Origin of the sequence: Woeseia oceani (assembly GCF_001677435.1) — a bacterium.
GTDB classification, from domain to species: Bacteria; Pseudomonadota; Gammaproteobacteria; order Steroidobacterales; family Woeseiaceae; genus Woeseia; species Woeseia oceani.
In genome coordinates, this window is sequence record NZ_CP016268.1 from 3,326,459 (window position 1) to 3,348,589 (window position 22,131).

Genomic DNA, 22,131 nt, shown 5'->3' on the forward strand with positions numbered 1-22,131 from the left:
GCAGCATAGACGTTGTTGCCTTACGTTACCTGGAAATGTGGCTTTGAACTACTTGTAGAAAGGTGTCCGGTTTATTTTCACTCTGTGCTCCGCGCTCGCCGATCCGGATGCCGCGGGAGATAGACCTGACATATTTATCCTCTAAAGCCGGCGGGATCAAGTGGCGCGCGGAGTGCTTGGTTGGAACGGGTTTGGCGCAAAGCGTTGGATTGGATGATTGTTCAGACTGCATAGGCACGATGCAGGCGTTTCGCGCGCCTTTGCCACCATGCTGCACTTCTCAATGCAATTGCTGCAGCACCGGCCAACGCATAAGGATCGGTCAGCGGATTTGAGGCTGGCACCTCCAATGCCAGCAGTGCATCGGTATACGGGCTCAGGACGAAGATAAAAAAGAACCCCCACATACCGACGCGATGCAGCACCTTCCACCAACGACCCAAACGACGGCGTGCGTTGTCCGTCGAGGTCATGACCATCGCCAGCAAGATACCGTAGGCCCACACGCCGCGATCAAGGAGGTCCGCAGGCGGGAACCGGTCGATCAGCCAGTTGTAAGTAAGTAACGCTGCGAGGTGAACGAAGAAGCAAGCAGCGAAAGCCAGGCCCCACCACCTGCGATCACGCATAAGCGCCTTGGTCCAAGGACGGCGGTACAGTGTAAGAATTGAAGAGGCGACAAAGGTCAGCAGAAAAAACGGAAAAGATGCCCGCGCGGTATACCGTGCAGCCAACTGCCAGCCCTCCTGGGAATCTGACCCCGCCCACAGGCCCGCTGCCAGAGCCGCAACACCAGCAAGCAGCCCCAACCATGTTGGCCAGGTCTTCCTTAGCACTTCTCGTTTCACGAACAAGTCAGAATGTCCCGGTAGCCAATGCTTGAGATCATAGGCATTTGATAAGGCGACAGTTGGCTTTGCATGAGAAAAATAGGCGGCAGGTCCAATGTTCGTTGCATTGTCATGTTAAGCGACAGGCGCATCTCCAAGTCATGGCGTACGTTGGTAGTACACGGCAAGCGCGCCGCTGCGGAGTGCTTTGCCGAGACCAGCTCCACAGAAAAAAAGGCGTCCTGTCTAATTTAACTCGGCGGCCCGCAGCGGCCGATCCCGACGCCGCAATAGGTAAACCTGACACCATTTCTCTTGTAGCAGCATCTGCCTCTAGGGTCCGGTTTGGATGAAAGCATAGACTACGATAACTATGAAACCCACGAGCACCACGGTTTCCAGATGATCTGCAAACCACTCCGCTATCCTAATTGTCTGCGACCTGAGAATTCCCCCCTCCCTCAATTCAAGACTTAATGATAGTAGGTCTTTCGGTATAGGCTCATCCTTAAGTAGCAAATAGTAGACGCGCATTTTCGGACTTGCGTGTAACCAACCGAGCAAGATCACAAAGAGAATAGTGCTGACCAGGACTCTTTTCGTCGTATCAACTTGTATGTTTCCCAGATAACCCTCGCCGGCGACTGTTGCCACAAACAATAATGCGGCATAAAAAGTAATCAGTATTCTACTGAGCGGGCTATTGGCGCTTACAGAGTAAGCAACCCCCAGGGGAAGTAGAAAATGCAGGAAGGCAATATAGATTGCCTGGCCCTCTGCGAGCGATGAACCCGACGGATCACTAAGCGACGAGAATACTGCGAATATCGGTACGGAAATCGCCGAAAGAAAGAAGAATACTGAAACGAGTAACAGGAGCCCTGGCGGACGAACATCCGGTTTGTTCTTGAACCCTGGGGACCAGAACTTGATTTTGGTACCTGCCTTAAAGAAACCCAAGTGATGCCACCTAACGGATTAGCACAGTGGCGCCAGTATCTGGCGCGGGCCTTGCCAGTGCAAGACATGAACGACCATTGCAAGGCCCGTGACAGATACGCCCGGGCGGCCAGTGCAGCGATTTGTATGTTTCGTTCTGGGTGCTCTACGGGATAAGTTGAGGCCCATAAGCCTGTTGGGCTTATCGGTGTACCAGCTCGATGCAGCGCAGGATCCAGCTAGCACTGAGACCGTTAACAAGCGTGCAGCGGTACATCGTTTCATCAACCAGCTCGGACAGTCGAATGGGCCTCAAGAGCCCGAATGTAGCAAGGGTGAGCAACGATGACCAAACGAAACAAGGCAGTAAACGTAGGGATCGATGTCGGCAAGCAACAGCTTGATGTGTATCTGCTTGAACGACAAAGGGCATTTCAATGTGGCAACGACGAGCTGGCCATTCAGCAGCTACTCGCAAAGCTTAGGCGCTTCAACGTTCAGCGCATCGTGGTCGAGGCTACAGGACGCCTGGAACAACCGTTTGTTCGAGCGGCCCTGGCTCTAGACTTGCCCGTGGTCGTGGTCTCGCCACTGCGGGTACGGCGCTACGCCGCCGCCATCGGCCAGCTGGCCAAGACCGATGCCATTGATGCGCAACTGATCGCCCGCTTCGGCGCCGACTTAAAGCCCGCAATCAACCCGCCGGTTGACGCAGAAACACTGATAATCAAGGACCTGATGGTACGACGCCGGCAACTCATCGAGATGCGGACAATGGAAAAGAACCGTCGGCAGATCATGCCAGCGGTCCTGCAGGACAGCATCGATCAGCTCATTCACGCAATCGATGAACAGCTAAAGTCGCTCGACCAACAACTCGACCAGGCCGTCGATGCACACACTGAATGGCGCCACAAACGAGACCGACTCATGAGCATGCCGGGTATCGGCAAGACCGTGGCCTACACGCTGCTCGGCGACATGCCTGAACTGGGGAACCTGAGTCGACGCCAGATCGCTGCATTGACCGGTGTTGCACCGTACAACCACGACAGCGGTCGAATGCGCGGCAGGCGCCGCATCCGCGGCGGACGAAGCGCATCGCGCACTGTGCTGTTCCTCAGTGCCATGTCCGCCATTCGCTTTAACCCGGACATCAAGACGTTCTACGAACGTCTCGTCGCCAACGGAAAACACAAGAAAGTGGCACTCACCGCCTGCATCCGAAAGATCGTTACAGCGTTGAATGCCATGCTACGGGATGACAAAAACTGGAGCCAGGCATGATTTTATTGTTGACGCGGGAACACAGTCGCTTGTTAGGTGGCATCTGCGTCACTTTTGATGATGCCTGTCAAATGTTCTGCAACGATTACATAGTGTTCTTGCGGAGTCTTCGTATCCCAGCATTCCAGCCGTAGATCAAGACCTGGATTCTTGATGTCAGTTTGATCCTCGTATATCCAAATTTCTGCATCAAGCTTTGGGACTTTGCCTGAGATATAGACTTCGATTCCGCTTTCAATCACTCGGTCGGATAGCCGCAGGTTGTTTTCGGCGAGTATTGCCTCGATGATTGATTCGACATTCACCTGATAATTCGTGAGCCCGGCATCGTTTTTCTCCAACGCATGCGCCCAAGCTGAACAATGTTCCGCATTCCACTGTTGAACTTTGCGACGTCGACTTCGGAATCTGCGAAGCATCTTGCCACCTAACGACTAAACTCACACGCACTTGACGCAGGCTGTCTGGAGCGACAGCGCAAGGCGGGCTGGGTCAAGTGACGGGTGCAGCGCATTGTTAGCGCGATACCACTCTTCGCTCTGCTTCTTCATAGGTAACCGGAAACCGACTCCTATTGGAGTTGTTGATGTCATACATAAAGTAAGTGTCTCGAAACAAGCAGAATTGTCGAGGCTCTTCTCTCCTTAAGGTTCTGACAATACTTGAGACTCCCGGCACTCTTTCATTGGTCTCGGACTTCATCCGATTTCGAATGCTCTTCGCGCGAGTGCGTAATGCATATTCATCACACATCTTCTGCTTGTATGATATCCACACCTCGTAGAAAAAGGACTCCGCGGTAACTCGATAATATAGCCCTGATCCAACCCGTCTATTCAATGCATCATTAGCCTCTCCAAGGGACCCCGTTTCGAAAAATGTGCGGTAGAACGCGCAAAAATCTGTTTGAACATCGCCAGCCGAAAGCTCACTAGTAGGGCCAATTAGCGCCAGAACTGGAGCGCGTTCTGTGGTTCGCATAGATCTAGCAAAACTTCCACCGAAGCAAGTAGCGAACACAAGGATCAAGTTTAGATCAGTCGCGACATTGAGCGGCACAATAATTTCCCGAAATTCATCCCAACTTACATATTCTCCATCCGCAAGAACTAACCCCGATTCGTCTTGCGCCCCATGGCCCTCAAAGTGCAACCATGGTTTTAAACCATGCGTCTCGGCATAGTTGGTAATCTGCTCAACTGCGCTGATGAGATCGGACTTTCCACCAATCTTGAAATATTGAGAAAGCAGGCCCTCCGAGATGTAATCGGCTATATCTTCTAGCTCACTTTTTAGCTTCAACGCAGTATTCATTTCGCCATCCGGTATCGAATCAAGAATGACAATCGAGTTAAACCGGCCTTGCCCAGGTTGCAGCATCGCGCTAACGCCTGAGCTAAGGGGCGTTTGAGGCGCGGGCCATTTTGCGGAAGCAAAATGGCCCGCGGGTCAAACGTCCCCTGCAGCGTTTTGTTATACGTCGTTTCTTAGTCGTTTCCGTAATCGGATTCGAACTCACGCTCTCTCTCCTCCGTCTCGGTAAATTCACCGGGAAGATCAGTGGCGTATATTTCCTGCGTGCCCTGCAAATGGAGTTGGCATACAGGGCAAAGGAATTCTTCAGACGAATACTCGACCTCTACGAGCTCAGTGTAGGGGTCATCAGGATCTTGTTCCTCCGAAATGTACTCCTCGAACTTACTGCCACCTAGGACTCCGAACCCGTGACAGGCAGGACATTCGTGAACAATGTGCGTATCGAGAAGGTACGTGAACTCTTTCCAGTGCTCCCAGGGCTTGATGCTCTTTGACGCTTCGACAATTTCTTCCCGTTTCGCCTGGTTCTTATGCTTTTGCTCAAAGTCCTCACGCGCATGGGCGACCCGAGTTGAGACCATCATTCTCACTGCATCGCGAGTTGCTATCAGTGCCGCTCTCTTTGATGCGGCCTCCTCCGAGCCAAGCCAATCCTCGAAATCCTTACCCTGCATTTGAAGTATGGTGTGGGCGGCATACCAGAACTTCGCCTCCCATGATTCTGCTGCGGAAGCCGAGAACGGTGACTCACCAGAATGCAATTCTGAGTTCCGCCTTACGGCCATCTGTACGCAGAACGTCTGGATGCGTTTATCAAATGCTTTAGATATATGCGTAAGCCGCTCAAATAAAGTTTTCGCAGCAATCGTCTTTGCATCCGGTGAAATCTCATGGCCACATGCGGCGAACAATGATTGGTAATGCGTAGGGTCTGCTATTAGCGCTGGATGGACTGCACTCAATGAGGATTTGGCCAGTAGCTCAAGCGCAAGTGATGCCCAAAGCTGGTATTCGTCGGTGGAACCTTCCCCCTTCGCTCTGAGGCCCCTGGAAATATATACCTTGGACTTTTGAAAGAGCGCAGCAGAGGAAAGGGCAATAGTTACAGCTTTAGTCATTGAACCAATACCCTCTCTAGTACTCGCCCGCCGCCACTACCGGCGGGGCTGCTTCGACCATGCAAAATCCTCCAGTTATCTAGAACCAACACTTGGCCTTCAGTCCAATCAACTTGCTCGAATGGCAGGTCAGAAATCGCACAATCCATTTCTTCTAGTGCAGCCCGGGATTGTGCATCAATCGGAACCATACATGCTTTATCAAATCGGAAGAATGTGTAATCCGGACCAATCACTGGCGCAAAGAAAGATTTGCGACCATTAAGGACTCGGAACTGGCTATCTTGAAGAAGCCGCCGCGCTCCTGAGCTGAAATTCAAGAGTGAAGTGTCAGCCAAGACAGTTCTCCGGCCACACAAGCCAGGCGAAACACACCCGAGGACGACGTAACGGCAAGGCTGGATCCAGTGTGCAGTGTCAGTGTGCAGTGGCAAGGCACCGAGTCCGAACATTTTGCTTGGAGATGAAGGCTTCGCCTTCTCCCGTGCGACCGGAGTCAGCACCTCCAAAGGGGACTTCCTGCGTCTTGCCGCCACCGGAAACCCAAGCTGGGTGGCCACACTGATAAGGTGCGCGCCCAAATCGTCGCCATCGAAGGTGTACGAGATCCACCCAGAAACGCGCAGACGGTCAATCACGACGTATAACGCCTGAGCTCAGGTGCATTTGAGGCGACGCCGGTTTTTGCGATAGCAAAAATCGGTGGCGGGTCAAATGTCACCTGCAGCGATTTGTTATGCGCCACGCCTCGACCTACCAGACCACTTTCCAAACGCCCCCACCTTGGCACTTTCCGCAATGGTAAAGATTGCGCCAAGTTTGGTCGCCTATAGAGCGCTCAAGCCCCTTCCTTGCTTTGTCCGCCTTATTCGCCGACTGCCAGCTGTTGTGCCCGCAATCAAGAATTTCCACGAGCACGTCATATGAGGGCTTGCTATGTGTTTTCTTGTAATAGCGAGCTTCTCCGGGCTTGGGAAGCTGAGGCTGCACTTCTTCTTCATCTTCATCGGTCGCCGTAGTCTGGTTAGACTTTATGGCGTCAACCGCGTATTCGGCGGCGTCCGCTCGTGCGGCTTGCTTCGCAATCTCGGCTCGGGCTATCTCAAGGGCGTCTTTCAACGACTCATTTTCTTCGATGAATAGTTTTGCCAATTCCAGTTCTTCGGAATTTGCATTTGCTCTTTTCTCAAGTTCGGCGAGTCGAGACCGGGAGTGTTCGCCCTTGATTCGACGAATGCCGGGAGGCGGATCAACCGCCAGTGCAGCGACATTCATGACTTGCCGCCTTAGATCTGTTGAGAAGCGTGATAGCCCTCTGCCGTCCGCGTCATTCGAAAGCAAGCGCTCGGCCGTCCAAACGACACTCCGCAAACCAGTCGGCCCGTTCTTGCCAGCCATTGTGGGCCAGTAAATCCGCACTGCACCGAGATAACACGATCTAGACTTGCCTAGACGATCATTCAATGCCCATGAGGCATCTCCATCGATTCTCACAACTGAACAGAGGCCCGCAAGATCAACCGCAAGTTTTTCGGGCAAATTCTGCCAAATCGGTTCGCCATCGACTTCTGAAATAACGACAACGGGAAGCGTTCGGCTTGGATTCAATAAGTAGCCCGAGAGCGTTCCAGCAGTTTCGGCACCAGCTAACACGATTGGCTTTGCCGGAGGTACTTCGCTCCCTCCAAACGTCCAGTCTTGACGCAAGCGCAGCAGCTGACGAATGACGGTCGGGCATCTCGGGTAGAGCATTACGGGAGCGACAACGTCACCGGCGTTAGTTGCCGCTAGTGTTAGGTAAACTGAGACCTTTTCTTCCTCGCCTACTATCGAAACCTTAGTCTTAAAGGTTGGCCCCTTGGGCGATGATTCTGACAAGCTGAGCTCCAGGAGCTGGTCTGATCCTTTCATCATCGTAGATTTTTCAAATGCACCCCTGGCTCCTGGCGTTTCTGAGGAGAACTCACCGGAGTCGCGTGTCAACTCTCCCGCTCCTTTTGTGTGTAGCCAATCGTCCAGAGCAGAAACCACCGATTCCCAAGCCTGTTTGCGGTCTTCGGCAGAGAGTTTCGGAGTCTCAAGTCGGTACGCGGCTAGGGTTAACATTTGTATTCTCCGACGGCTACGAGAACGGTTTCTGGGGCATAACGACTAAGCTCACCCGCACTTGACGCAGGTCGCCTGGAGCGACAGCGCAAGGCGGGCTGGGTCAAGGGACGGGTGCAGTGATGAGATGGACTCCTCCCGGTATTCCCGGCATCGCGATGTGCCAACATTCGGGTGTGAAATCATGAATGTTCCTTACTCAGGAGGAGTCCGTCATGGAGTTTACGACGATTGCTGTCGATCTATCAAAAACCGTGTTTCAGGTTTCCCTGGCCGATCACCGTCATCGCATCGTTGGCCGCCGACGCCTTAACCGGCGCCAGTTTTCCCGGCTGCTGGCCACCACACCACCGTCCCGGTTGGTGATGGAAGCCTGCTCGACCGCGCACTACTGGGCTCGCGTAGCGCTACAGCATGGTCACCAGGTCAAACTGCTGCACGCGCGCTACGTACGGCCGTACGTGCGTCGCAATAAAACCGACGCTGCCGATGCCGATGCCTTGCTGCAGGCCGATCAGGACCGCGAACTCAAACCCGTTCCGGTGAAGAACGAGCATCAACAAGCCCTGCAAAGCCTGCACCGCATCCGTGCCCAGTGGCAAAAAGCCCGCACCGCCCGCATCAACAGCGCGAAAGCTCTGCTGGCCGAGTTCGGCATGACCTTGCCCCGCGGCAGAGGCAAGCTCAGCCATTGTTTGCGGCTCGCCGCAGAAACCTTGCCCTACCCGTTGCAACGCTCCTTCCACGAAGTTATCGATGATATCGGGACCCTCGATGAGCAGCTGAAACGACTTGACCGTGACCTCGCGGCACTTTGCCGTCAGGAGCCCGATGCCGCGCAACTCGAAGGCATCAGCGGTGTGGGTATCGTCACGGCGACCGCGTTGATCGGCCGGGTACCGGATATCCATGCCTTCCGGCGCGGACGCGCCTTTGCGGCCTGGCTGGGTATTACGCCCCGTGAACACAGCACCGGCCGCCGACGACGACTCGGCGCCATCAGCAAACAAGGCGATCGTTACCTGCGAACCCTGTTAATACACGGTGCACGTTCGGCGCTGCTGGCCGCCGCCAGGGCCAGCAATCGCGGTGCACCGCTTACCCGGCTGCAACGCTGGGCTCTCGCTACCCAGTTGCGCGTCGGTCACAACAAGGCCACGGTAGCACTCGCCAACAAGATGGCACGCATCGTCTGGGCCGTCTGGACACAACGCAAACCCTTCAACGGCGACGACGCTCTACGCTTCACCCAATAACCTTGCTTTTCCTACCCGAGGCTGCGACACGCTCACGCGTTCATGAACAATACGGTACTCCGTACTGCCTGTAAGGCCGATAACAATGCCGTGCCTCGAGCACATTGCAGTGACTGGTCCGGGCAGTGCGGTTCTCATGATGGCCCGGCGGCAAGCTCGCCAACTTCGAGGCCGAATAGACGATTGCAGCCGTATTCTTGTCCGATAGGCGTTAACAGTTGACAGAGGAGTCCATAGACGTATTGTTAGGCTGCGATTGCATCCGGTCCATCAGGAAGTCAGTTCGCCCCCAGTATAGTTCGCGCGGCCTTTAGCTCGTTCTCGTCAAAAGAAAATTTGTCCTTAATCTCGGTCGCACTTACACCCTGAACCAGCCACAAAGCGACCTGTGATGCGACCATTGTGTCCTGGCCCGGGTGTGCCGCTTCGTAATCTGAAATCTTTCGTGCGACAGAAGCCAGTTCAGGAGGCAGGTCAATTAGCGAAAAAGTATCTGAGTACTGTGGATTATCTTTCTCAAAATCTGCGCAGTATGCAATAAACATTACTTGAATAGACGAACTCGTCGGTAGTTCGATAAAGGACTCAGAACCGTCACTTAGATACCCACCGTCATCACTATATATTTGAGTAGCAATCATGTTCTGGCGCGAGGAACCACCGCGGTTACTTAAGTAAAGTGGAACTCTGATTGCGGTTCGTATTAGTAAGCGTCCACCAGAATTGTTTCGCAATTCACCATCCAAGGCCGCTCCACTTGAGCTTCCGTTTCCTCGCAGCTGAATTAGTGTCACATTACCCGACTCAATTACCTCGCTGAGGTCGAAAACTCTGGTCTGCGCTGATGCGGAGGAAAAAAATAGCAAGCCCACGAGTGCCCACGAAGCCCTGTAAGTTAGTTCAAGCATGTCGCTACTCCTGACTCTAGATCGATGCGTCCGAGCTGCCTAACTACAACTGGTGAGTAAGAATGCAAGTTGCATCTCGACTTTCGAAACGTTTCAAGTAAGACACCTGTAGAAGTTGCGTCCAAAACTGCGACTGCTAAGCAACCAACGATTCACTGGCTCAGGCGCAAGCCTCAACCACCGGCGCGAACGCTGTACTGGCTATCCGGCTTCCCGAAACGGTTTGATACAACGTCAGCGCCAGCACCTCTGCACTGCTCGCCGGCGTAAAGCTCAGCAAAATCGTCAAGCCGCGCTCCGTACCCGGCGCGTTAACGTCTCGCTGCAGTTCGCACTGCACGGTGTAGTGGTCATCAGCAAACGCACCGGCGGCGGCCAGTTCGTGCATGTACTCTTCTACCTGACAGTGCACGCGCTCCAGCGCATGGGCGCGATCGTTATCGAAGATCGCCCAGCGGGTTGCGCTTTCTATCGCTTTGCCAATGAACAGGCACATTCTGCGTATCGTCAGTCTCGCGAACTGCTGGTCTGATTGGCCGCTGCAGCCCAGCGTTACGCCGCCGGTGAAATGCAACCGGCCGTCGCCGCCGGTGACGATGGCGTTCAGGCCGGCGCGGTGCAGCCAGCGTTCTTCTTTTTCTTCTATTTCAACTTCTGCTTGCAGACGGCGGTTGAAGGCAAACTGCCGGCCGCTCAACTCCGCCCATGGGCCGTCGTGGACATCCAGTTTGCACAGCAAGCCCGCGAGTGCGCCGCCAGCCGGTTGGGTCTTGCCGTCCACTTTCAGCCGCGGGAAGTAAGAAACGATATTGCAACTGGTGAAGCCGGCGTTGCGGGTACCTTCGGCGGCGGCTCGTGGTGAGTCCCAGTTGCTCGGCGGGTCCACGATCAGCATCGCGCCGCGTTTGCGGCAATAGAGTTCAGCTGCCAGGGTGGCCGCCGGTCCCGGCTCGCGGCTACCCGCAGGTGGCGGCATGTACAAGAGGTCGAATTCCGCTATCGCGTTCAGGCTGAAAATGCCGGTGCCGCGCACGGCCGAACCGATGAGATCGTAGTCGCACAATTCGCCACCATCCGAACCGCGCTCGTTCGGACCGATGTACGGTGTTCGGGAATCGGTATGGCGGCCCATGGTCGCGTTCGGTCGACGCTCGGGCAGCGGCAGGTTCAGCTCCACTATCGCGGATTCCTGCAACGCCTCGACAATGCTCGCCGAGCTTTCGGGGTCGCAACTAATGTGCTCGTAGATTTCCTGATCGACGACCACGCCATTCGCGGGCGAAAGACGCTGCACAATCAGGTTGAAGTGTTCGTCATCGTCGATGCCATCGTAGTCAACCGCGGCGCGCAGCACTTCTGTCGATCCCGGCTCCACCGCGCGCAGCATCAGCGCACCGTCACCCGCCGGAAGTTGCAATCCCGCACCGATCGCGTTGTTGGCCACCCGGATCACGAAAAGTTTCGGTCCGCCGTGGGCGAAGAACTGCTCCACCGCATGACTCAGGCTGCTGCGTTTCCACGCGCCACCGAAACGACGCGTGAAGGCGGCGTAGCTGTCGATCAGCACCGGCGTATCGAGCGGGCCTCGCAAGGTGCGGCCAATAAAGGCAGGCAGTGTGTGGGCGCGAATGCCGATCGGCTGATCCATTGGCGGAATTTCTGTCACGGTAATGCCGTGATCCACCTCGCCCAACATCATAAGAGAAAATTCTCTGACGACAGGGATCGGGCGGTGTAACGCAAGAACGGCAGAGGATGAAATGCGTCGGCGCCAGGGAAGCTGGCACACAGGTCGAGTGAGCAATACTCGGGCAACGCTACATCTGACAAATTCGTCTCCGCGATTTCGGTCAGATAAAGATGCGGGTCATTCTAGAGATCGAATGGCTAAGATGCCATTTTATTTGACAATAATTGCTCCGCAACCCATCCCGGTGAATAATCAAAGCATGTCTGACCTCGATGAATTGCAATCAGCCTACCCCGTCCTCGGACAACATCTCCCGCGTTTGCCGCTCACCAGTTTACCGACGCCCGTGCGGCTCGCGCATCTCGATCACAGCAGTGGCACGCGGCGTATCCTCATCAAACAGGACGATCGCAGCAGCCTGCTTTACGGCGGCAACAAAGTGCGCAAGCTCGAGTACATGCTCGCGGCCGCACGCCGAAAAGGCCGGCAGACTATCGCCACCTTTGGCACTACCGGTTCGCATCACGCACTGGCCACAGCGCTGTATGCGCGACAACACGGCTTTGCGAACATCGCGTTTTTGTCACGACAGACCCGCACGCTTGCGGTCCGACAGGTACTCAACATGCACCAGAAAATTGGCAGTGAACTGGTGCCGTTCGACGGCGACCGCGCCACGCGTATTGCCACCTTGCGTCGCCATTTGCGTGGCCGGAATGCGATGATCATTCCCGCCGGCGGCTCATCCTGGCTGGGCACGATGGGCTTCGTGAATGCCGCGCTGGAGTTGTCGGCACAGATCGGTCGTGGGGTTTGCGATCTGCCGCAGCGACTTTACGTGGCGACCGGCACCATGGGCACGGCGGTCGGACTTGCACTCGGTTTTGCGCTGGTTGGCGTGCCAATCGACGTGCACGCGGTGCGTATCTCGCACAGTTCCATCACCAACGACGAAAAACTGGCGCGGCTCGCGGCCAAGACCGTACTGATGATGCGCAGATTGGACAAGAGTATTCCGCCCAACCTTGCGGCTGATATGCGCCTGACCCTGCGGCACGAATTTTTCGGCGAGGGCTACGCGCAAACCAACGCGGCCACCGAACACGCGATTCGGGTCGCGCGTCGCAGTCTGAATCTGAAACTGGAACCCACCTACACGGGCAAAGCCATGGCGGCGATGCTCGCGGATCTCAAAGACCCGGCAACCGCCGGCCTGTGCATGATGTTCTGGCAGAGTTATCACACGGCCGATTTGCCGGTGAGTGGGGAGGCACCGCTGGACCGGGCTACGATGCCTGCCGAGTTTCTGTCCTACTTTTCCTGAGCGGCCGGCTGCTTCGCCGCCTCTGCGCGGCGCGCGGACTCTTCCGCGTCTTCCTGCTCTTCTTCGCGGCGCCGGTCAATTTCGCCCAGCATGATGTCCAGCCATTCGCTCATTAGTTCACTGCCTCAATAATTACGGGTTCGGCGTCCGGCAACTGGTCGATCATCTCCCGTACTTCCGACAGGGTCGGTACGTCCGGGTCCAGTTCAACCGTGTTGTGCACCAGTACGGCGCGCTCGAAAATTTCATCCAGATCGCCGCGCGACAGTTGTACCGGCACACCGCGTGCTTCGCTGGCAGCCGCCTGCATGTGCGCACTCAGTTCAGGATCAACGAGCAACGTTTCATCGTCCGCCGCCGCTGCTTTGAGCAAACCGGCAATGCGTTCGTCTGCCGGCAGCTCGTCTTCTTCCAGCGGCGGATGGCTCTCGAAATACCACTCACCATCGCGCTTACCGAGCAAATACGGCTGGTTGACGATAGTCACTTGCAGACCAAGACCCACCAGCTCGTAGAGCGTCTCGATGTTCTCCGGGTACATGCGCACGCAGCCATGACTGACCCGCATGCCCACGCCGTAGGGCTGATTGGTGCCGTGAATCAGGTAACCGGGCAGGCCAAGTTTCAGCACGTGGCGACCGAGCGGGTTGTCGGGACCCGGCGGTACGATGGATGGCAGCGGATCGCCGTTCTCCGCGTGCTCTTTGCGTACCGACGCGGGTACGTACCAGTGCGGGTCGCGCGCTTTCGCCGTGACGGTGGTAGCGCCTGTCGGCGTTTCCCAGCCAACCCGGCCGATGCCGATCGGGTAGGTCATCACGGTTTGCGGCTCGCCCTCGGCGGCTTCCGGAAAATAGAACAAGCGCTTGGTCGCGATGTTGAGAACAACGCCACGTCGCGGCGTATCCGGCAACACGTACTGCGTGGGCAACAACACCGGCGTACCGACCGGCGGTATCCACGGATCCACCGTTGGGTTGGCGGTAACGATTTCGTCGTAACCCAGGCCGTACTCACGGGCGAGATCGGAAAACGTATCGCCTTCGTTGATGCGCACGACCTGCAACTCGCCGATTACCGACTGGTTCTTGTCAACGAGCTGAAAGTAGTTGCGGCTGATCGGATCGGCGAGCGGCAACTCAGCGTCGTTGAAGATTGCCTCCCTGAGCGGCGCACTTTCCGTGCGGCTGCCCTTGTCGAGGAAGCCCTCGAACGTGGAGCACGCCGCCAGTGGCAGCAGGAAGACAAGACCGGTAATTCGAAGGCGGGAAAGTGACATGGGCATCGTGATTCAGGAATAAGACAGGGAGTTTCGCAGAATTTCGTCGTGCGCACCAAGGGCGGCACTCATTGTGGCCGGCGCGCCGCTTTCAGGTACAGCGGCCAGTGCACGGCCCGCCTTGCGCTGCCCCACGCCGTGCGCAACGGCCCGGCGATGGCCTGCACCGGGTCATCGCCCGTCTCGCGCAAACAATGCTGGCTCGCGGACCAGGTGGCAACGTAATCCAGCATGTCCCCGGCACTCCACTCTACGGTCATGGCAAAGCGCGGGCAATCGATGGCGTCGAACGGCATTTGGATATCGCTGTAGCCGCGCTCAACGATGCGCCGTTCCGGCGGCCACCACGGCGACAATCGATCGTAAAGGCCGTGCACAATGCGGTCGCAGGCCGGCTCGATCATGCACATGCCGTAACACCAGACCGCGAGTACGCCAGTGGGTTTCAGCACCCGCTCCGCTTCAGCAAAAAAGCGTTCGATGTCGAACCAGTGCAACGCCTGGGCCACGGTAATCAGATCGACACTCGCACCGGCAAGGCCCGAGGCTTCTGCGCTCGCGACGCGAAACTCGATGTTGTCCGCACCGCTCGCCGCTGCAATTTGCGTGGCACTCGCATCACTCGCAACGACCCGCTGAAATTCAGCCGCGAGCATGCCGGCCGCCTGGCCGTTGCCAGTGGCGCAATCCCAGGCCAGCGCATGTTCGGCGCAGCAAACGCTCAGAAAGTGGTACAGCTCGGCCGGGTATACCGGGCGCGCGCGGGCGTAGGCAGCCGCGTGGCCAGAGAAGTGGTCTTTGAATTCGCCAGCGTCAGTCATGGCGCAATGCCGGTAGCTACCGGCGCGCAGTGATCGCGCCGCTTACCGGTCGCAGTTGGGGTTCTTACCCTGTGCCTGCGCTTCGTTGTACAGCGCCAGGGCTTTCGGGTACTGCGCTACCAGGTTTTCGATACGCGTCTCGCCGGAGGGGTGAGTGGACATGTATTCCGGAATGTTCGTCTTGTTTTTCTCGTTCATGATTTTCCACAAGGCGACACTCTCGCGCGGATCAAAGCCGGCGCGAGCCATGTACTCCAGGCCGACAACGTCAGCCTCGGTTTCCTGCTTGCGGTTGAACGGGTTCATGATGCCAAGTGAGGCACCGGCCGACAGCGCCTCGTAAGCACCGCGGGTCTGGTTGCTGTAGCCGCCGCCGAGCAGGATGGCCGCGACATCAATGCCCACACCGGCCAGCATCGCCCGCGATGCGCGTTCGTTGGAGTGATGCGCTGTGACGTGCGCCACCTCGTGACCCAGGACAGCCGCGAGCTGATGCTGGTTTTCCACGATGCCCAGAATGCCCGCCTTGACGACGATCTTGCCGCCCGGCATGACGAAGGCGTTGACGTCCGGCTGATCAACGACCGCCAGCTCCCAGTACAAATCCGCGTAGTCGCCCTCGAGCTCGCCGACAATGGCATCGGCCACGCAAGCGACGAAATCAATCGTGTTGCCGTTCTTGACCAGCGGCACCTGCTCCTGCAATGCGCGGAACTGGCGCGTGCCTTCCTGCTCAAGCTCCGCATCGGATTTCAGTACCAGCTGTTTGCGGCCGGTCGGCGATGAGCTGCAGGCGCTCACGACCAGGGCCATAAACAGGGTGGTCAACAGGCTCTGTCGGATCGTCTTGGTCATCAGCTAGTCCTCGGTTCAGGCGCGCATTATAGCCGCACGCCACTGCTCAGTGAGACAGAATCCGCATCGGCAGGTTCCCTGTACCGCGCTTGAATCAGCGCGGCAGGCGGGACTCGAACTCGCGCCGCCAGCGGGTCGTGTCCAGCTTTTCAAAGGCGGCGTCCACGCCACCCATCAGGCGTTTTTGCAACGGCTGCTTGACCTTGTAGCTGACCCGGTAGAGGTCACGCTCGGCCACCATGGCCGCCAGCTGTTCGTCGCTGGTGGCAAGCTCGTCGGCCAGCCCCAGCTCCAGGGCGCGGGTTCCGTACCAGTACTCGCCGGTCGCCACTTTCGCGAGATCGAGCTCCGGCCGGTAACGGCTGACCGCCGCCTTGAACAGTTCGTGCACTTCTTCAAGCTGTTCTTTCAGGCGCGCCCGGTCTTCGTCGGTGTTCTTGCCGAACATCGTCACGTTACGTTTGTACTCACCGGCCGTGACCTGCTCGAAATCAACACCGTGGTTGTCCAGCAAGCGATTGAAGTTCGGCAGTTGTGCCAGTACACCAATCGAACCGAGGATCGCAAACGGTGCCGCAACTATCTTGTTGGCAACGCAGGCCATCAGGTAACCGCCGCTTGCAGCAACCTTGTCAACCGCAACCGTCAGCGTAATATTGCGCTCGCGAATGCGCGCCAGCTGCGAGGCGGCCAGGCCGTGCTCGTGCACGACACCGCCGGAGTTGTCGAGGCGTACGTAGATGTCGTCCTGCTCGGTCGCCACTGCGAGTATCGCGCTGACTTCTTCGCGCAACGACGGTACAGCGCTGGCTTTCAGATCGCCTTTGAAATCGATAACGAACGTGCGCGGACGTTTGCTGTCGGATTTCTCAGCCGCTTTGGCTTTTTCTTTGCGCGCTTTGACGTCGGCCTTGTAATCGGTCTTGTTAAGCACGGCTTGCTTCACCGCACTGGCAAGATTGCGAAAACGCTCATTGAGGTTTTCGATTTCAATGCTTTCGTCTTTGGAGGCTTTGCGCCCCGCCGCCGCCGCAAAGCCGATGATCAAAATAACGGCGGCAACGATGGTGACGGTTTTCAACAGGAACAGGCCGTAATCGGCAAAAAAAGCAGTCATGTCAGCAGTGCCTCAGGATCCGCAGGCAGCAAAGCCGACGTTGTTCTTTTCAAGTACCCGCTCGGCACGGTAGCTGGAACGCACCATGGGACCGGATACCACTTCCAGGAAACCTTCTTCAAGGCCTTCCGTACGGTAGGCCGCGAACTCATCGGGCGTTACGTAACGCTCGACCGGCAGATGATTGGGCGTTGGCCGCAGGTACTGGCCAAGGGTCAGGATATCGACACCCACGTCGCGCAGATCGTGCATGGTCTGCACGATTTCATCGTCGCGTTCACCGAGACCCAGCATCAGGCTGGTCTTGGTCAATACGTCCGGGCGGTATTTCTTGGCGTGCTCCAGCACACGCAGCGTCTGCTCGTAACCGGCACGCGCATCGCGGACCGGGTGAGTCAGGCGACGCACGGTCTCGACATTCTGCGCGAACACTTCCAGGCCGGAATCAACCACGGTTTCTATGTGGGCCTCAATGCCGTCAAAATCAGGCGTCAACGCTTCCACCGCGGTTTCCGGCGTCAACTCTTTGATGGCCCGCACGCAGGCCGCGTAATGCGCGGCACCGCCGTCGTCGAGGTCGTCACGATCAACGGAGGTAATGACCACGTATTTCAGGCCCATGAGCTGCACGGCCAGTGCCGTGTTCTTCGGCTCTTCCGGGTCCAGCCAGCCACGCGGGTTGCCGGTATCAACGGCGCAGAATCGGCAGGCACGCGTGCAGACCGAGCCCATGACCATGATGGTTGCCGTGCCGGCATTCCAGCACTCGCCAATGTTCGGGCACATCGATTCTTCACAGACCGTGCTCAGCCGGTGATCGCGCACGGTTTTGCGGGTGGACGCAAAGCCCGTGCCGCTCGGCATCGGCGCTTTCAGCCACGACGGTTTGCCGCCGGTGAGCCGCGCCGGGGCATCCGCCCGCGCCTTCATGCCGTTCTTAATGGCCGTAAAGCCGACGTCGGTACGGTATTTGCTGCCCGATTGCACGATCGGGATACCGCGAAAATCTTTGGTCTCGTTACTCATCAGGTAGGGGACGATTCCGGTAGGGAGGTTGGGTGATCCTTTAGGAAGTGGGGCATTTTCGCACGAATCAAAGGGCTGGGACAGGCCTTAACGCCCCGCCACGCCACGGATTGCGCGGGTTGCAGGCAAAAAAAATCCCGGCAGTAACCGGGACAATCAGGGGGAAATCTTGCCAGAAGAGGAATCAGTGCAAACGGGACCAACTCACCAGCTTGACCGCATCACGATGCAGGTCGAAATTCTTGGCCAGTACAGCCTCGATGTCGTGGACATCCGTGTCCTTTTCCATCGGTCTGCTGAGTTCCACAACGCCACTGAATTCATTGCCGTCGTGGTAATTCACGTCGGTCAGTAAGAATTGCGTGTAGTACTTTGCAGACATGGCTACAGCCTACGCCCACGCCATGCCCGGATCTGTGAGCCACGGCACATATTCCCGCCCGTGGGGCCCGTGAACTGCGAATTCAGTGACCGGCGTCACAGGCTGAAAAGGCCGGTTTTGAGCGTAAAAGACGCGAACTTTTCGGCAATAACTCACAAGGATAGGTAATATTCGCCAGATTGGAGCCTTCGATGGCACCACGTTTGTCACACAGGATCGCGTTATGACCCTTAAATTTCGTTTTCTCCACACCCTGCTACTGACCGTTTTGCTGCTTGGCAGCGCCAGTGCGCAAAGCCCGCTGCGCGAAACGTTCTTCAAGGATGCCGACGCAGCCATGGCCGCCGCCGATGCGGCCAACGCCAGCCTGCTGTCACCCCGCAACTACGAGCGCGCCAAGAAAGCCTTTGATGACGGCGAGGAAGGCCTGCGCCGCGGCCGCAACATCGAGTACGTGCGCGACAAGACCGGCGAAGCCACGGAATACTTCAACAAAGCCACTGAAGCAGCCAAGCTGGCCCGCACGGCGCTGGCCCAGGTCATGAAGAGCCGTCAGGATGCCGCCAATGCACGTGCGCCTCAGCTGGCGTCGGACTTGTGGGAAAAAGCGCAGCGTGAGTTCGCTGATGCGATTCGCTACCTCGAACGCGGCGACCTGCAGCGCTCCAAGCGCCAGGACATCGAGGCAACCACCCTGTACCGCGATGCCGAACTGATGGCGATCAAGACCCAGTACTTAAGCGAAACGCGGCAACTGCTGGCTGACGCGGACCGTGCCCGGGTTGGTCGCTATGCGCCGGTCACACTGGGTCGCGCACAACAGCTGCTCGCTGACGCCGAACGCGAACTCAGCGAGAACCGCTACGACACGGACTTGCCACGCAGTCTCGCCCAGCGCGCCAACTACGAAGCACGGCATGCGTTCTACCTGTCGGAAGTGGTTCGCCAGGTTCGCGACAAGGACCTGACCGTCGAAGATCTGATTCTGGAGTGGGAAGACCCGCTGGTCGCTATTTCCGGCGCGGCAGATGTCGTTCCCAACATGGCCGGCGGTCATGACGAACTCCAGGCCACCTTGGTCGAGTTCATCGAGACGCTGCGGGCCGACAAGCAACGACTCGAACAACAGTACGAAGAAAGCACCGTACGCCTCGCGGAAATGGAAGAGGAAATCCGCACCCTGGACGAACGCCTGGGCGGCGCAACCGAGGAACGCGCAGCACTGGTGCAACGGCTCGAAGCCCAAGCGCGCATCAAGGAACAGTTCGAACAGGTCGAGAAGCTGTTCAGTCGCGAGGAAGCACGGGTATTTCGCGAAGGCGACACCGTTATTCTGCGCCTCGTGGGCCTGAGCTTTGACAGCGGTCAGTCCGAGATCAAACAGGAAAACTTCAACCTGCTGTCGAAGGTCGAAAAAGCGATTGATCTGTTCCCGCGCAGCGAGCTGACCATTGAAGGCCACACCGATTCACACGGCAGCGACGAACTGAACCAGACCCTGTCGCAGGCACGCGCAGAAGCGGTGCAGCAGTACATGATCAATGCCATGCGTATTCCGAGTTACCGGCTGATTGCCACCGGCTTTGGCGAAACCAACCCGGTAGCCAACAACGAAACGGCGTCGGGTCGTGCGAGCAACCGGCGCATCGACATTGTCATCACGCCGAACCTGGAAACACCGGGCAGCTAACCACCTTAGGTGCGGAGCGGGTAGTTGCGATTGCAGCTACCCGCTTTATTTATGCCCGCGCCACCATTCGACGATGTGCACCGCCGTATCGCGGTTTGCCAGGTACCCGTATTCCGCGTGCACGTTCAGCACGCCATGGTCTCGGTACCAGTTGTAGACTTCATAGTCTTCGATCGCACGCACCAGTTTCAGCTCGATCATCTCACCGAAATCGCGGCGCAGGGCGCGATCAAGTGCCGTCAATTCCCCGACCGCCGCAAAGTTTTTCCATTGCCGGATATTGTGCGGATAACGCGCCCTGCCCGTTTCGCATCGCCCCAGCAGGCGACGCTGGATGTAGCGCTGGCCAAGCGGACTGCCCAGGGTCATTAACAGATCCAGCGTGAAATCGCTGTCGGGGTTCTGGCTCAGTTGCCAGAGTACATCCCAGGCGATGACAGAGCCCATGCTGTGTGCGAGCAGGAGTACCGGCCGGCCGGCCGCCGCTGCCGCCAGCAACGGAACTTTAAGCTGGCGCCGCGTATTCTCCGCCACGTCGTTTTCATTGCTGACGTAACGCCGCAGATCGCGCAAGTGCAAGGCGACGTTTTCGTCAGCCAAACGCGGGATCAGAAACGGCAGTCGGTCGCCGATGTGATAAAGCCAGCGCAAGGCTCGACGACGCCACGAACGCGCCGACTTGCGATCTGTCTCGTCGGCCGCCTCTTTGTCCAGCAAGGCATTGATGCCTTCCCGATCAAGCGCCATGTCACGGCTCTCACCGTAAAAATCGTAGGTCCAGCTAACGATGTCGAATACGGCATCGCCACTGCGCACCTCTGCGGCGATTTCCGGGTCGACTTTCTCCAAGCCGGCCAGCAGGCAGCGCCGCAACGCATCGCGGTGTACCGACGGCTCCGGCTTCGGCTTCAGTCCCGGTATGTAAAGGATCAATGGCGCGGGCGTTGCCAAAACTAGTCCTGCCGTTCCGCAACCACCGGCTGCAACCAGTCGGCGAGAGCTTCGATCGTACTGACAGTGATATCCGGACTCAGCATCCCCTCGGGCCAGGCACTGCCGACACGATTGACCCAGGCTGCCTGCATGCCGACCGCGCGTGCGCCATGAACGTCCAGCTCCGGGTGATCACCGACGTGCAGAATCTCGTTGGCTTGCACGCCGGCGCGCTTGCAGGCCGCCGCGAATATTCGTTTGTCGGGTTTGGCAGCACCCACTTCAGCTGCCGTCACAACGTCATGAAAGAGGTGGCGGATACCAATCTTGTCCAGATTGGCATTGCCGTTGGTCAATGCCAGTACGCGAAAGTTCTGCGACAAACGCTCCAGGCCCGGCAGCACGTCGGGAAACAACTGCACCGTATTGCGCTGCTCGTCGAAGACCTCGAACGCTGCATCAACAAAACTCTCATTGTAGCCCGCTGCATCAGCCATGCGCGCAAGCACGGCGCGGCGCAGGAAACGCAAGTCGTGCAGTTTGTCGGCATGTTTCGCGATGATTTCGCTACGCAAGTTCATCACCGCATCACGGTCAAAGTGATCGCCGATGCGCGGATAGTGCTCTTGCAGCCACTGCGCCAACGTACGTTCGGCGCGCGCTATTACCGGCGCAATTTCCCACAGCGTGTCATCGAGATCGAGTGTAATGGCGCGAATCGTAGGCATCTTGCGGGCTGTCTCAACGGCAGCGGGGCTGCAAACGGGACCGGCATTGTGTTCTCATATACGCTGACGATTCAACTCTGGCTGTAGCGATATGAAGTATTTGCACACGATGGTTCGGGTCCGCGACCTCGATCAATCACTGGATTTTTACTGCAACAAACTCGGACTGCGCGAATTGCGCCGCAAAGAGAATGAGCAGGGGCGGTTCACACTGGTTTTTCTCGCCGCGCCCGGCGATGACGATGCACAAGTGGAACTCACCTGGAACTGGGACCCGGAAGAATACGGCGAAGGCCGCAACTTCGGGCATCTCGCCTACGAGGTCGACGACATTTACAAAGCCTGCCAACGGCTCATGGACGGCGGCGTCACCATCAACCGGCCACCGCGCGACGGTTACATGGCGTTCGTGCGTTCGCCAGACAACATTTCGATCGAGTTGCTGCAGCACGGCGACGCATTGCCCGCCGCTGAACCCTGGGCGTCAATGCCGAATACGGGTCACTGGTAGACCAGCCGCAATAA

Annotated in this window: 23 protein-coding genes; 5 read left to right on the forward strand and 18 right to left on the reverse strand. The window is 57.4% G+C overall.

Features of this window, described 5'->3' with window-relative positions; all coding sequences use genetic code 11:
• Positions 1-221 precede the first annotated feature (221 nt).
• Both BA177_RS15035 and BA177_RS15040 read right to left on the reverse strand, forming a co-directional pair.
• The gene (locus BA177_RS15035) at positions 222-848 is read right to left on the reverse strand and encodes a ferric reductase-like transmembrane domain-containing protein (protein ID WP_197493119.1); all 627 of its coding nucleotides are present in this window, start codon (positions 846-848) and stop codon (positions 222-224) included.
• 315 nt (positions 849-1,163) lie between these two features.
• Positions 1,164-1,790, reverse strand: coding sequence for a hypothetical protein (locus tag BA177_RS15040; protein WP_068617527.1), 627 nt, complete (start codon positions 1,788-1,790; stop codon positions 1,164-1,166).
• Between the two features lie 324 nt (positions 1,791-2,114).
• Here BA177_RS15040 and BA177_RS15050 point away from each other — a divergent pair, with 324 nt between their 5' ends.
• Positions 2,115-3,056: an IS110 family RNA-guided transposase gene (locus tag BA177_RS15050; protein WP_068617531.1), complete on the forward strand. Its 942-nt coding sequence runs from the start codon at positions 2,115-2,117 to the stop codon at positions 3,054-3,056.
• Between the two features lie 32 nt (positions 3,057-3,088).
• Here the strand turns inward: BA177_RS15050 and BA177_RS15055 are convergent, their stop codons facing one another.
• The 5 genes from BA177_RS15055 to BA177_RS15075 form a co-directional block, all read right to left on the reverse strand.
• A complete protein-coding gene (locus BA177_RS15055; RefSeq protein ID WP_156762845.1) occupies positions 3,089-3,475 on the reverse strand; it encodes a hypothetical protein in 387 nt (128 codons plus the stop codon).
• 97 nt (positions 3,476-3,572) lie between these two features.
• A complete protein-coding gene (locus BA177_RS15060) occupies positions 3,573-4,370 on the reverse strand; it encodes a hypothetical protein (RefSeq protein WP_156762846.1) in 798 nt (265 codons plus the stop codon).
• A 173-nt stretch (positions 4,371-4,543) separates the two neighbouring features.
• Positions 4,544-5,491: a hypothetical protein gene (locus BA177_RS15065; protein WP_068617537.1), complete on the reverse strand. Its 948-nt coding sequence runs from the start codon at positions 5,489-5,491 to the stop codon at positions 4,544-4,546.
• Positions 5,488-5,829 (reverse strand): TauD/TfdA family dioxygenase, encoded by a 342-nt coding sequence (locus BA177_RS18810; protein ID WP_197493128.1) that lies wholly within the window; start codon positions 5,827-5,829, stop codon positions 5,488-5,490. The genes BA177_RS15065 and BA177_RS18810 overlap by 4 nt, the downstream gene beginning before the upstream one ends.
• A gap of 415 nt (positions 5,830-6,244) precedes the next feature.
• Entirely contained in the window at positions 6,245-7,597 is a 1,353-nt protein-coding gene (locus BA177_RS15075; RefSeq protein ID WP_068617539.1) for a hypothetical protein, read from the reverse strand.
• A 188-nt stretch (positions 7,598-7,785) separates the two neighbouring features.
• Here BA177_RS15075 and BA177_RS15080 point away from each other — a divergent pair, with 188 nt between their 5' ends.
• Complete coding sequence (locus BA177_RS15080) at positions 7,786-8,853, forward strand: IS110 family RNA-guided transposase (protein WP_082989879.1); 1,068 nt, start codon at positions 7,786-7,788, stop codon at positions 8,851-8,853.
• A gap of 278 nt (positions 8,854-9,131) precedes the next feature.
• Here BA177_RS15080 and BA177_RS18675 read toward each other — a convergent pair whose 3' ends face one another.
• Both BA177_RS18675 and BA177_RS15090 read right to left on the reverse strand, forming a co-directional pair.
• Positions 9,132-9,761 (reverse strand): hypothetical protein, encoded by a 630-nt coding sequence (locus BA177_RS18675; RefSeq protein WP_156762847.1) that lies wholly within the window; start codon positions 9,759-9,761, stop codon positions 9,132-9,134.
• 160 nt (positions 9,762-9,921) lie between these two features.
• Positions 9,922-11,460 (reverse strand): hypothetical protein, encoded by a 1,539-nt coding sequence (locus BA177_RS15090; protein ID WP_068617543.1) that lies wholly within the window; start codon positions 11,458-11,460, stop codon positions 9,922-9,924.
• Between the two features lie 184 nt (positions 11,461-11,644).
• Here BA177_RS15090 and BA177_RS15095 point away from each other — a divergent pair, with 184 nt between their 5' ends.
• The gene (locus tag BA177_RS15095; RefSeq protein WP_197493130.1) at positions 11,645-12,775 is read left to right on the forward strand and encodes a 1-aminocyclopropane-1-carboxylate deaminase/D-cysteine desulfhydrase; all 1,131 of its coding nucleotides are present in this window, start codon (positions 11,645-11,647) and stop codon (positions 12,773-12,775) included.
• Here BA177_RS15095 and BA177_RS19035 read toward each other — a convergent pair.
• The 7 genes from BA177_RS19035 to BA177_RS15125 form a co-directional block, all read right to left on the reverse strand.
• The gene (locus tag BA177_RS19035; RefSeq protein WP_257739160.1) at positions 12,763-12,888 is read right to left on the reverse strand and encodes a hypothetical protein; all 126 of its coding nucleotides are present in this window, start codon (positions 12,886-12,888) and stop codon (positions 12,763-12,765) included. The two genes, BA177_RS15095 and BA177_RS19035, sit on opposite strands and share 13 nt — an antisense overlap.
• The gene (locus BA177_RS15100) at positions 12,888-14,054 is read right to left on the reverse strand and encodes a L,D-transpeptidase family protein (RefSeq protein WP_197493137.1); all 1,167 of its coding nucleotides are present in this window, start codon (positions 14,052-14,054) and stop codon (positions 12,888-12,890) included. Before BA177_RS15100 ends, BA177_RS19035 begins: the two co-directional genes overlap by 1 nt.
• 68 nt (positions 14,055-14,122) lie before the next feature.
• Positions 14,123-14,875 carry a class I SAM-dependent methyltransferase gene (locus tag BA177_RS15105; protein WP_068617548.1) on the reverse strand — a complete coding sequence of 251 codons (753 nt, stop codon included), beginning with the start codon at positions 14,873-14,875 and terminating at the stop codon, positions 14,123-14,125.
• A gap of 42 nt (positions 14,876-14,917) precedes the next feature.
• Positions 14,918-15,730: a M48 family metallopeptidase gene (locus BA177_RS15110; RefSeq protein ID WP_068617550.1), complete on the reverse strand. Its 813-nt coding sequence runs from the start codon at positions 15,728-15,730 to the stop codon at positions 14,918-14,920.
• A 94-nt stretch (positions 15,731-15,824) separates the two neighbouring features.
• On the reverse strand, positions 15,825-16,847 hold the full coding sequence (gene sohB / locus BA177_RS15115; protein WP_068617552.1) for a protease SohB: 1,023 nt from the start codon (positions 16,845-16,847) through the stop codon (positions 15,825-15,827).
• 12 nt (positions 16,848-16,859) lie between these two features.
• The gene (lipA, locus tag BA177_RS15120) at positions 16,860-17,873 is read right to left on the reverse strand and encodes a lipoyl synthase (protein ID WP_068617555.1); all 1,014 of its coding nucleotides are present in this window, start codon (positions 17,871-17,873) and stop codon (positions 16,860-16,862) included.
• Positions 17,874-18,057: 184 nt separating this feature from the next.
• Positions 18,058-18,255, reverse strand: a complete 198-nt coding sequence (locus BA177_RS15125; RefSeq protein ID WP_068617556.1) for a hypothetical protein — start codon at positions 18,253-18,255, stop codon at positions 18,058-18,060.
• A gap of 223 nt (positions 18,256-18,478) precedes the next feature.
• On the opposite strand from BA177_RS15125, the gene BA177_RS15130 reads away from it, so the two are divergent.
• Positions 18,479-19,945, forward strand: a complete 1,467-nt coding sequence (locus tag BA177_RS15130) for an OmpA family protein (protein WP_068617558.1) — start codon at positions 18,479-18,481, stop codon at positions 19,943-19,945.
• A 45-nt stretch (positions 19,946-19,990) separates the two neighbouring features.
• Here BA177_RS15130 and BA177_RS15135 read toward each other — a convergent pair whose 3' ends face one another.
• Together BA177_RS15135 and BA177_RS15140 are read right to left on the reverse strand one after the other, a co-directional pair.
• Positions 19,991-20,896, reverse strand: a complete 906-nt coding sequence (locus tag BA177_RS15135) for a hypothetical protein (RefSeq protein WP_068617560.1) — start codon at positions 20,894-20,896, stop codon at positions 19,991-19,993.
• Between the two features lie 2 nt (positions 20,897-20,898).
• Positions 20,899-21,606, reverse strand: a complete 708-nt coding sequence (locus tag BA177_RS15140; protein ID WP_068617562.1) for an HAD family hydrolase — start codon at positions 21,604-21,606, stop codon at positions 20,899-20,901.
• A 91-nt stretch (positions 21,607-21,697) separates the two neighbouring features.
• Between BA177_RS15140 and BA177_RS15145 the strand changes: the two genes are divergently transcribed.
• Positions 21,698-22,117 carry a VOC family protein gene (locus tag BA177_RS15145; protein WP_068617564.1) on the forward strand — a complete coding sequence of 140 codons (420 nt, stop codon included), beginning with the start codon at positions 21,698-21,700 and terminating at the stop codon, positions 22,115-22,117.
• Positions 22,118-22,131: the final 14 nt, after the last annotated feature.

Coding starts and splice junctions, on each gene's coding strand:
- lipA (WP_068617555.1), bottom strand. CDS start 17,873: ATGAGTAACGAGACCAAAGATTTTCGCGGTATCCCGATCGTGCAATCG.
- BA177_RS15080 (WP_082989879.1), top strand. CDS start 7,786: ATGTTCCTTACTCAGGAGGAGTCCGTCATGGAGTTTACGACGATTGCT.
- BA177_RS15095 (WP_197493130.1), top strand. CDS start 11,645: ATGGCTAAGATGCCATTTTATTTGACAATAATTGCTCCGCAACCCATC.
- BA177_RS15145 (WP_068617564.1), top strand. CDS start 21,698: ATGAAGTATTTGCACACGATGGTTCGGGTCCGCGACCTCGATCAATCA.
- BA177_RS15055 (WP_156762845.1), bottom strand. CDS start 3,475: ATGCTTCGCAGATTCCGAAGTCGACGTCGCAAAGTTCAACAGTGGAAT.
- BA177_RS18675 (WP_156762847.1), bottom strand. CDS start 9,761: ATGCTTGAACTAACTTACAGGGCTTCGTGGGCACTCGTGGGCTTGCTA.
- BA177_RS15050 (WP_068617531.1), top strand. CDS start 2,115: ATGACCAAACGAAACAAGGCAGTAAACGTAGGGATCGATGTCGGCAAG.
- BA177_RS15090 (WP_068617543.1), bottom strand. CDS start 11,460: ATGATGTTGGGCGAGGTGGATCACGGCATTACCGTGACAGAAATTCCG.
- BA177_RS15075 (WP_068617539.1), bottom strand. CDS start 7,597: ATGTTAACCCTAGCCGCGTACCGACTTGAGACTCCGAAACTCTCTGCC.
- sohB (WP_068617552.1), bottom strand. CDS start 16,847: ATGACTGCTTTTTTTGCCGATTACGGCCTGTTCCTGTTGAAAACCGTC.
- BA177_RS15110 (WP_068617550.1), bottom strand. CDS start 15,730: ATGACCAAGACGATCCGACAGAGCCTGTTGACCACCCTGTTTATGGCC.
- BA177_RS15100 (WP_197493137.1), bottom strand. CDS start 14,054: ATGTCACTTTCCCGCCTTCGAATTACCGGTCTTGTCTTCCTGCTGCCA.
- BA177_RS19035 (WP_257739160.1), bottom strand. CDS start 12,888: ATGAGCGAATGGCTGGACATCATGCTGGGCGAAATTGACCGGCGCCGC.
- BA177_RS15065 (WP_068617537.1), bottom strand. CDS start 5,491: ATGACTAAAGCTGTAACTATTGCCCTTTCCTCTGCTGCGCTCTTTCAA.
- BA177_RS15125 (WP_068617556.1), bottom strand. CDS start 18,255: ATGTCTGCAAAGTACTACACGCAATTCTTACTGACCGACGTGAATTAC.
- BA177_RS15130 (WP_068617558.1), top strand. CDS start 18,479: ATGACCCTTAAATTTCGTTTTCTCCACACCCTGCTACTGACCGTTTTG.
- BA177_RS15140 (WP_068617562.1), bottom strand. CDS start 21,606: ATGCCTACGATTCGCGCCATTACACTCGATCTCGATGACACGCTGTGG.
- BA177_RS15060 (WP_156762846.1), bottom strand. CDS start 4,370: ATGAATACTGCGTTGAAGCTAAAAAGTGAGCTAGAAGATATAGCCGAT.
- BA177_RS15105 (WP_068617548.1), bottom strand. CDS start 14,875: ATGACTGACGCTGGCGAATTCAAAGACCACTTCTCTGGCCACGCGGCT.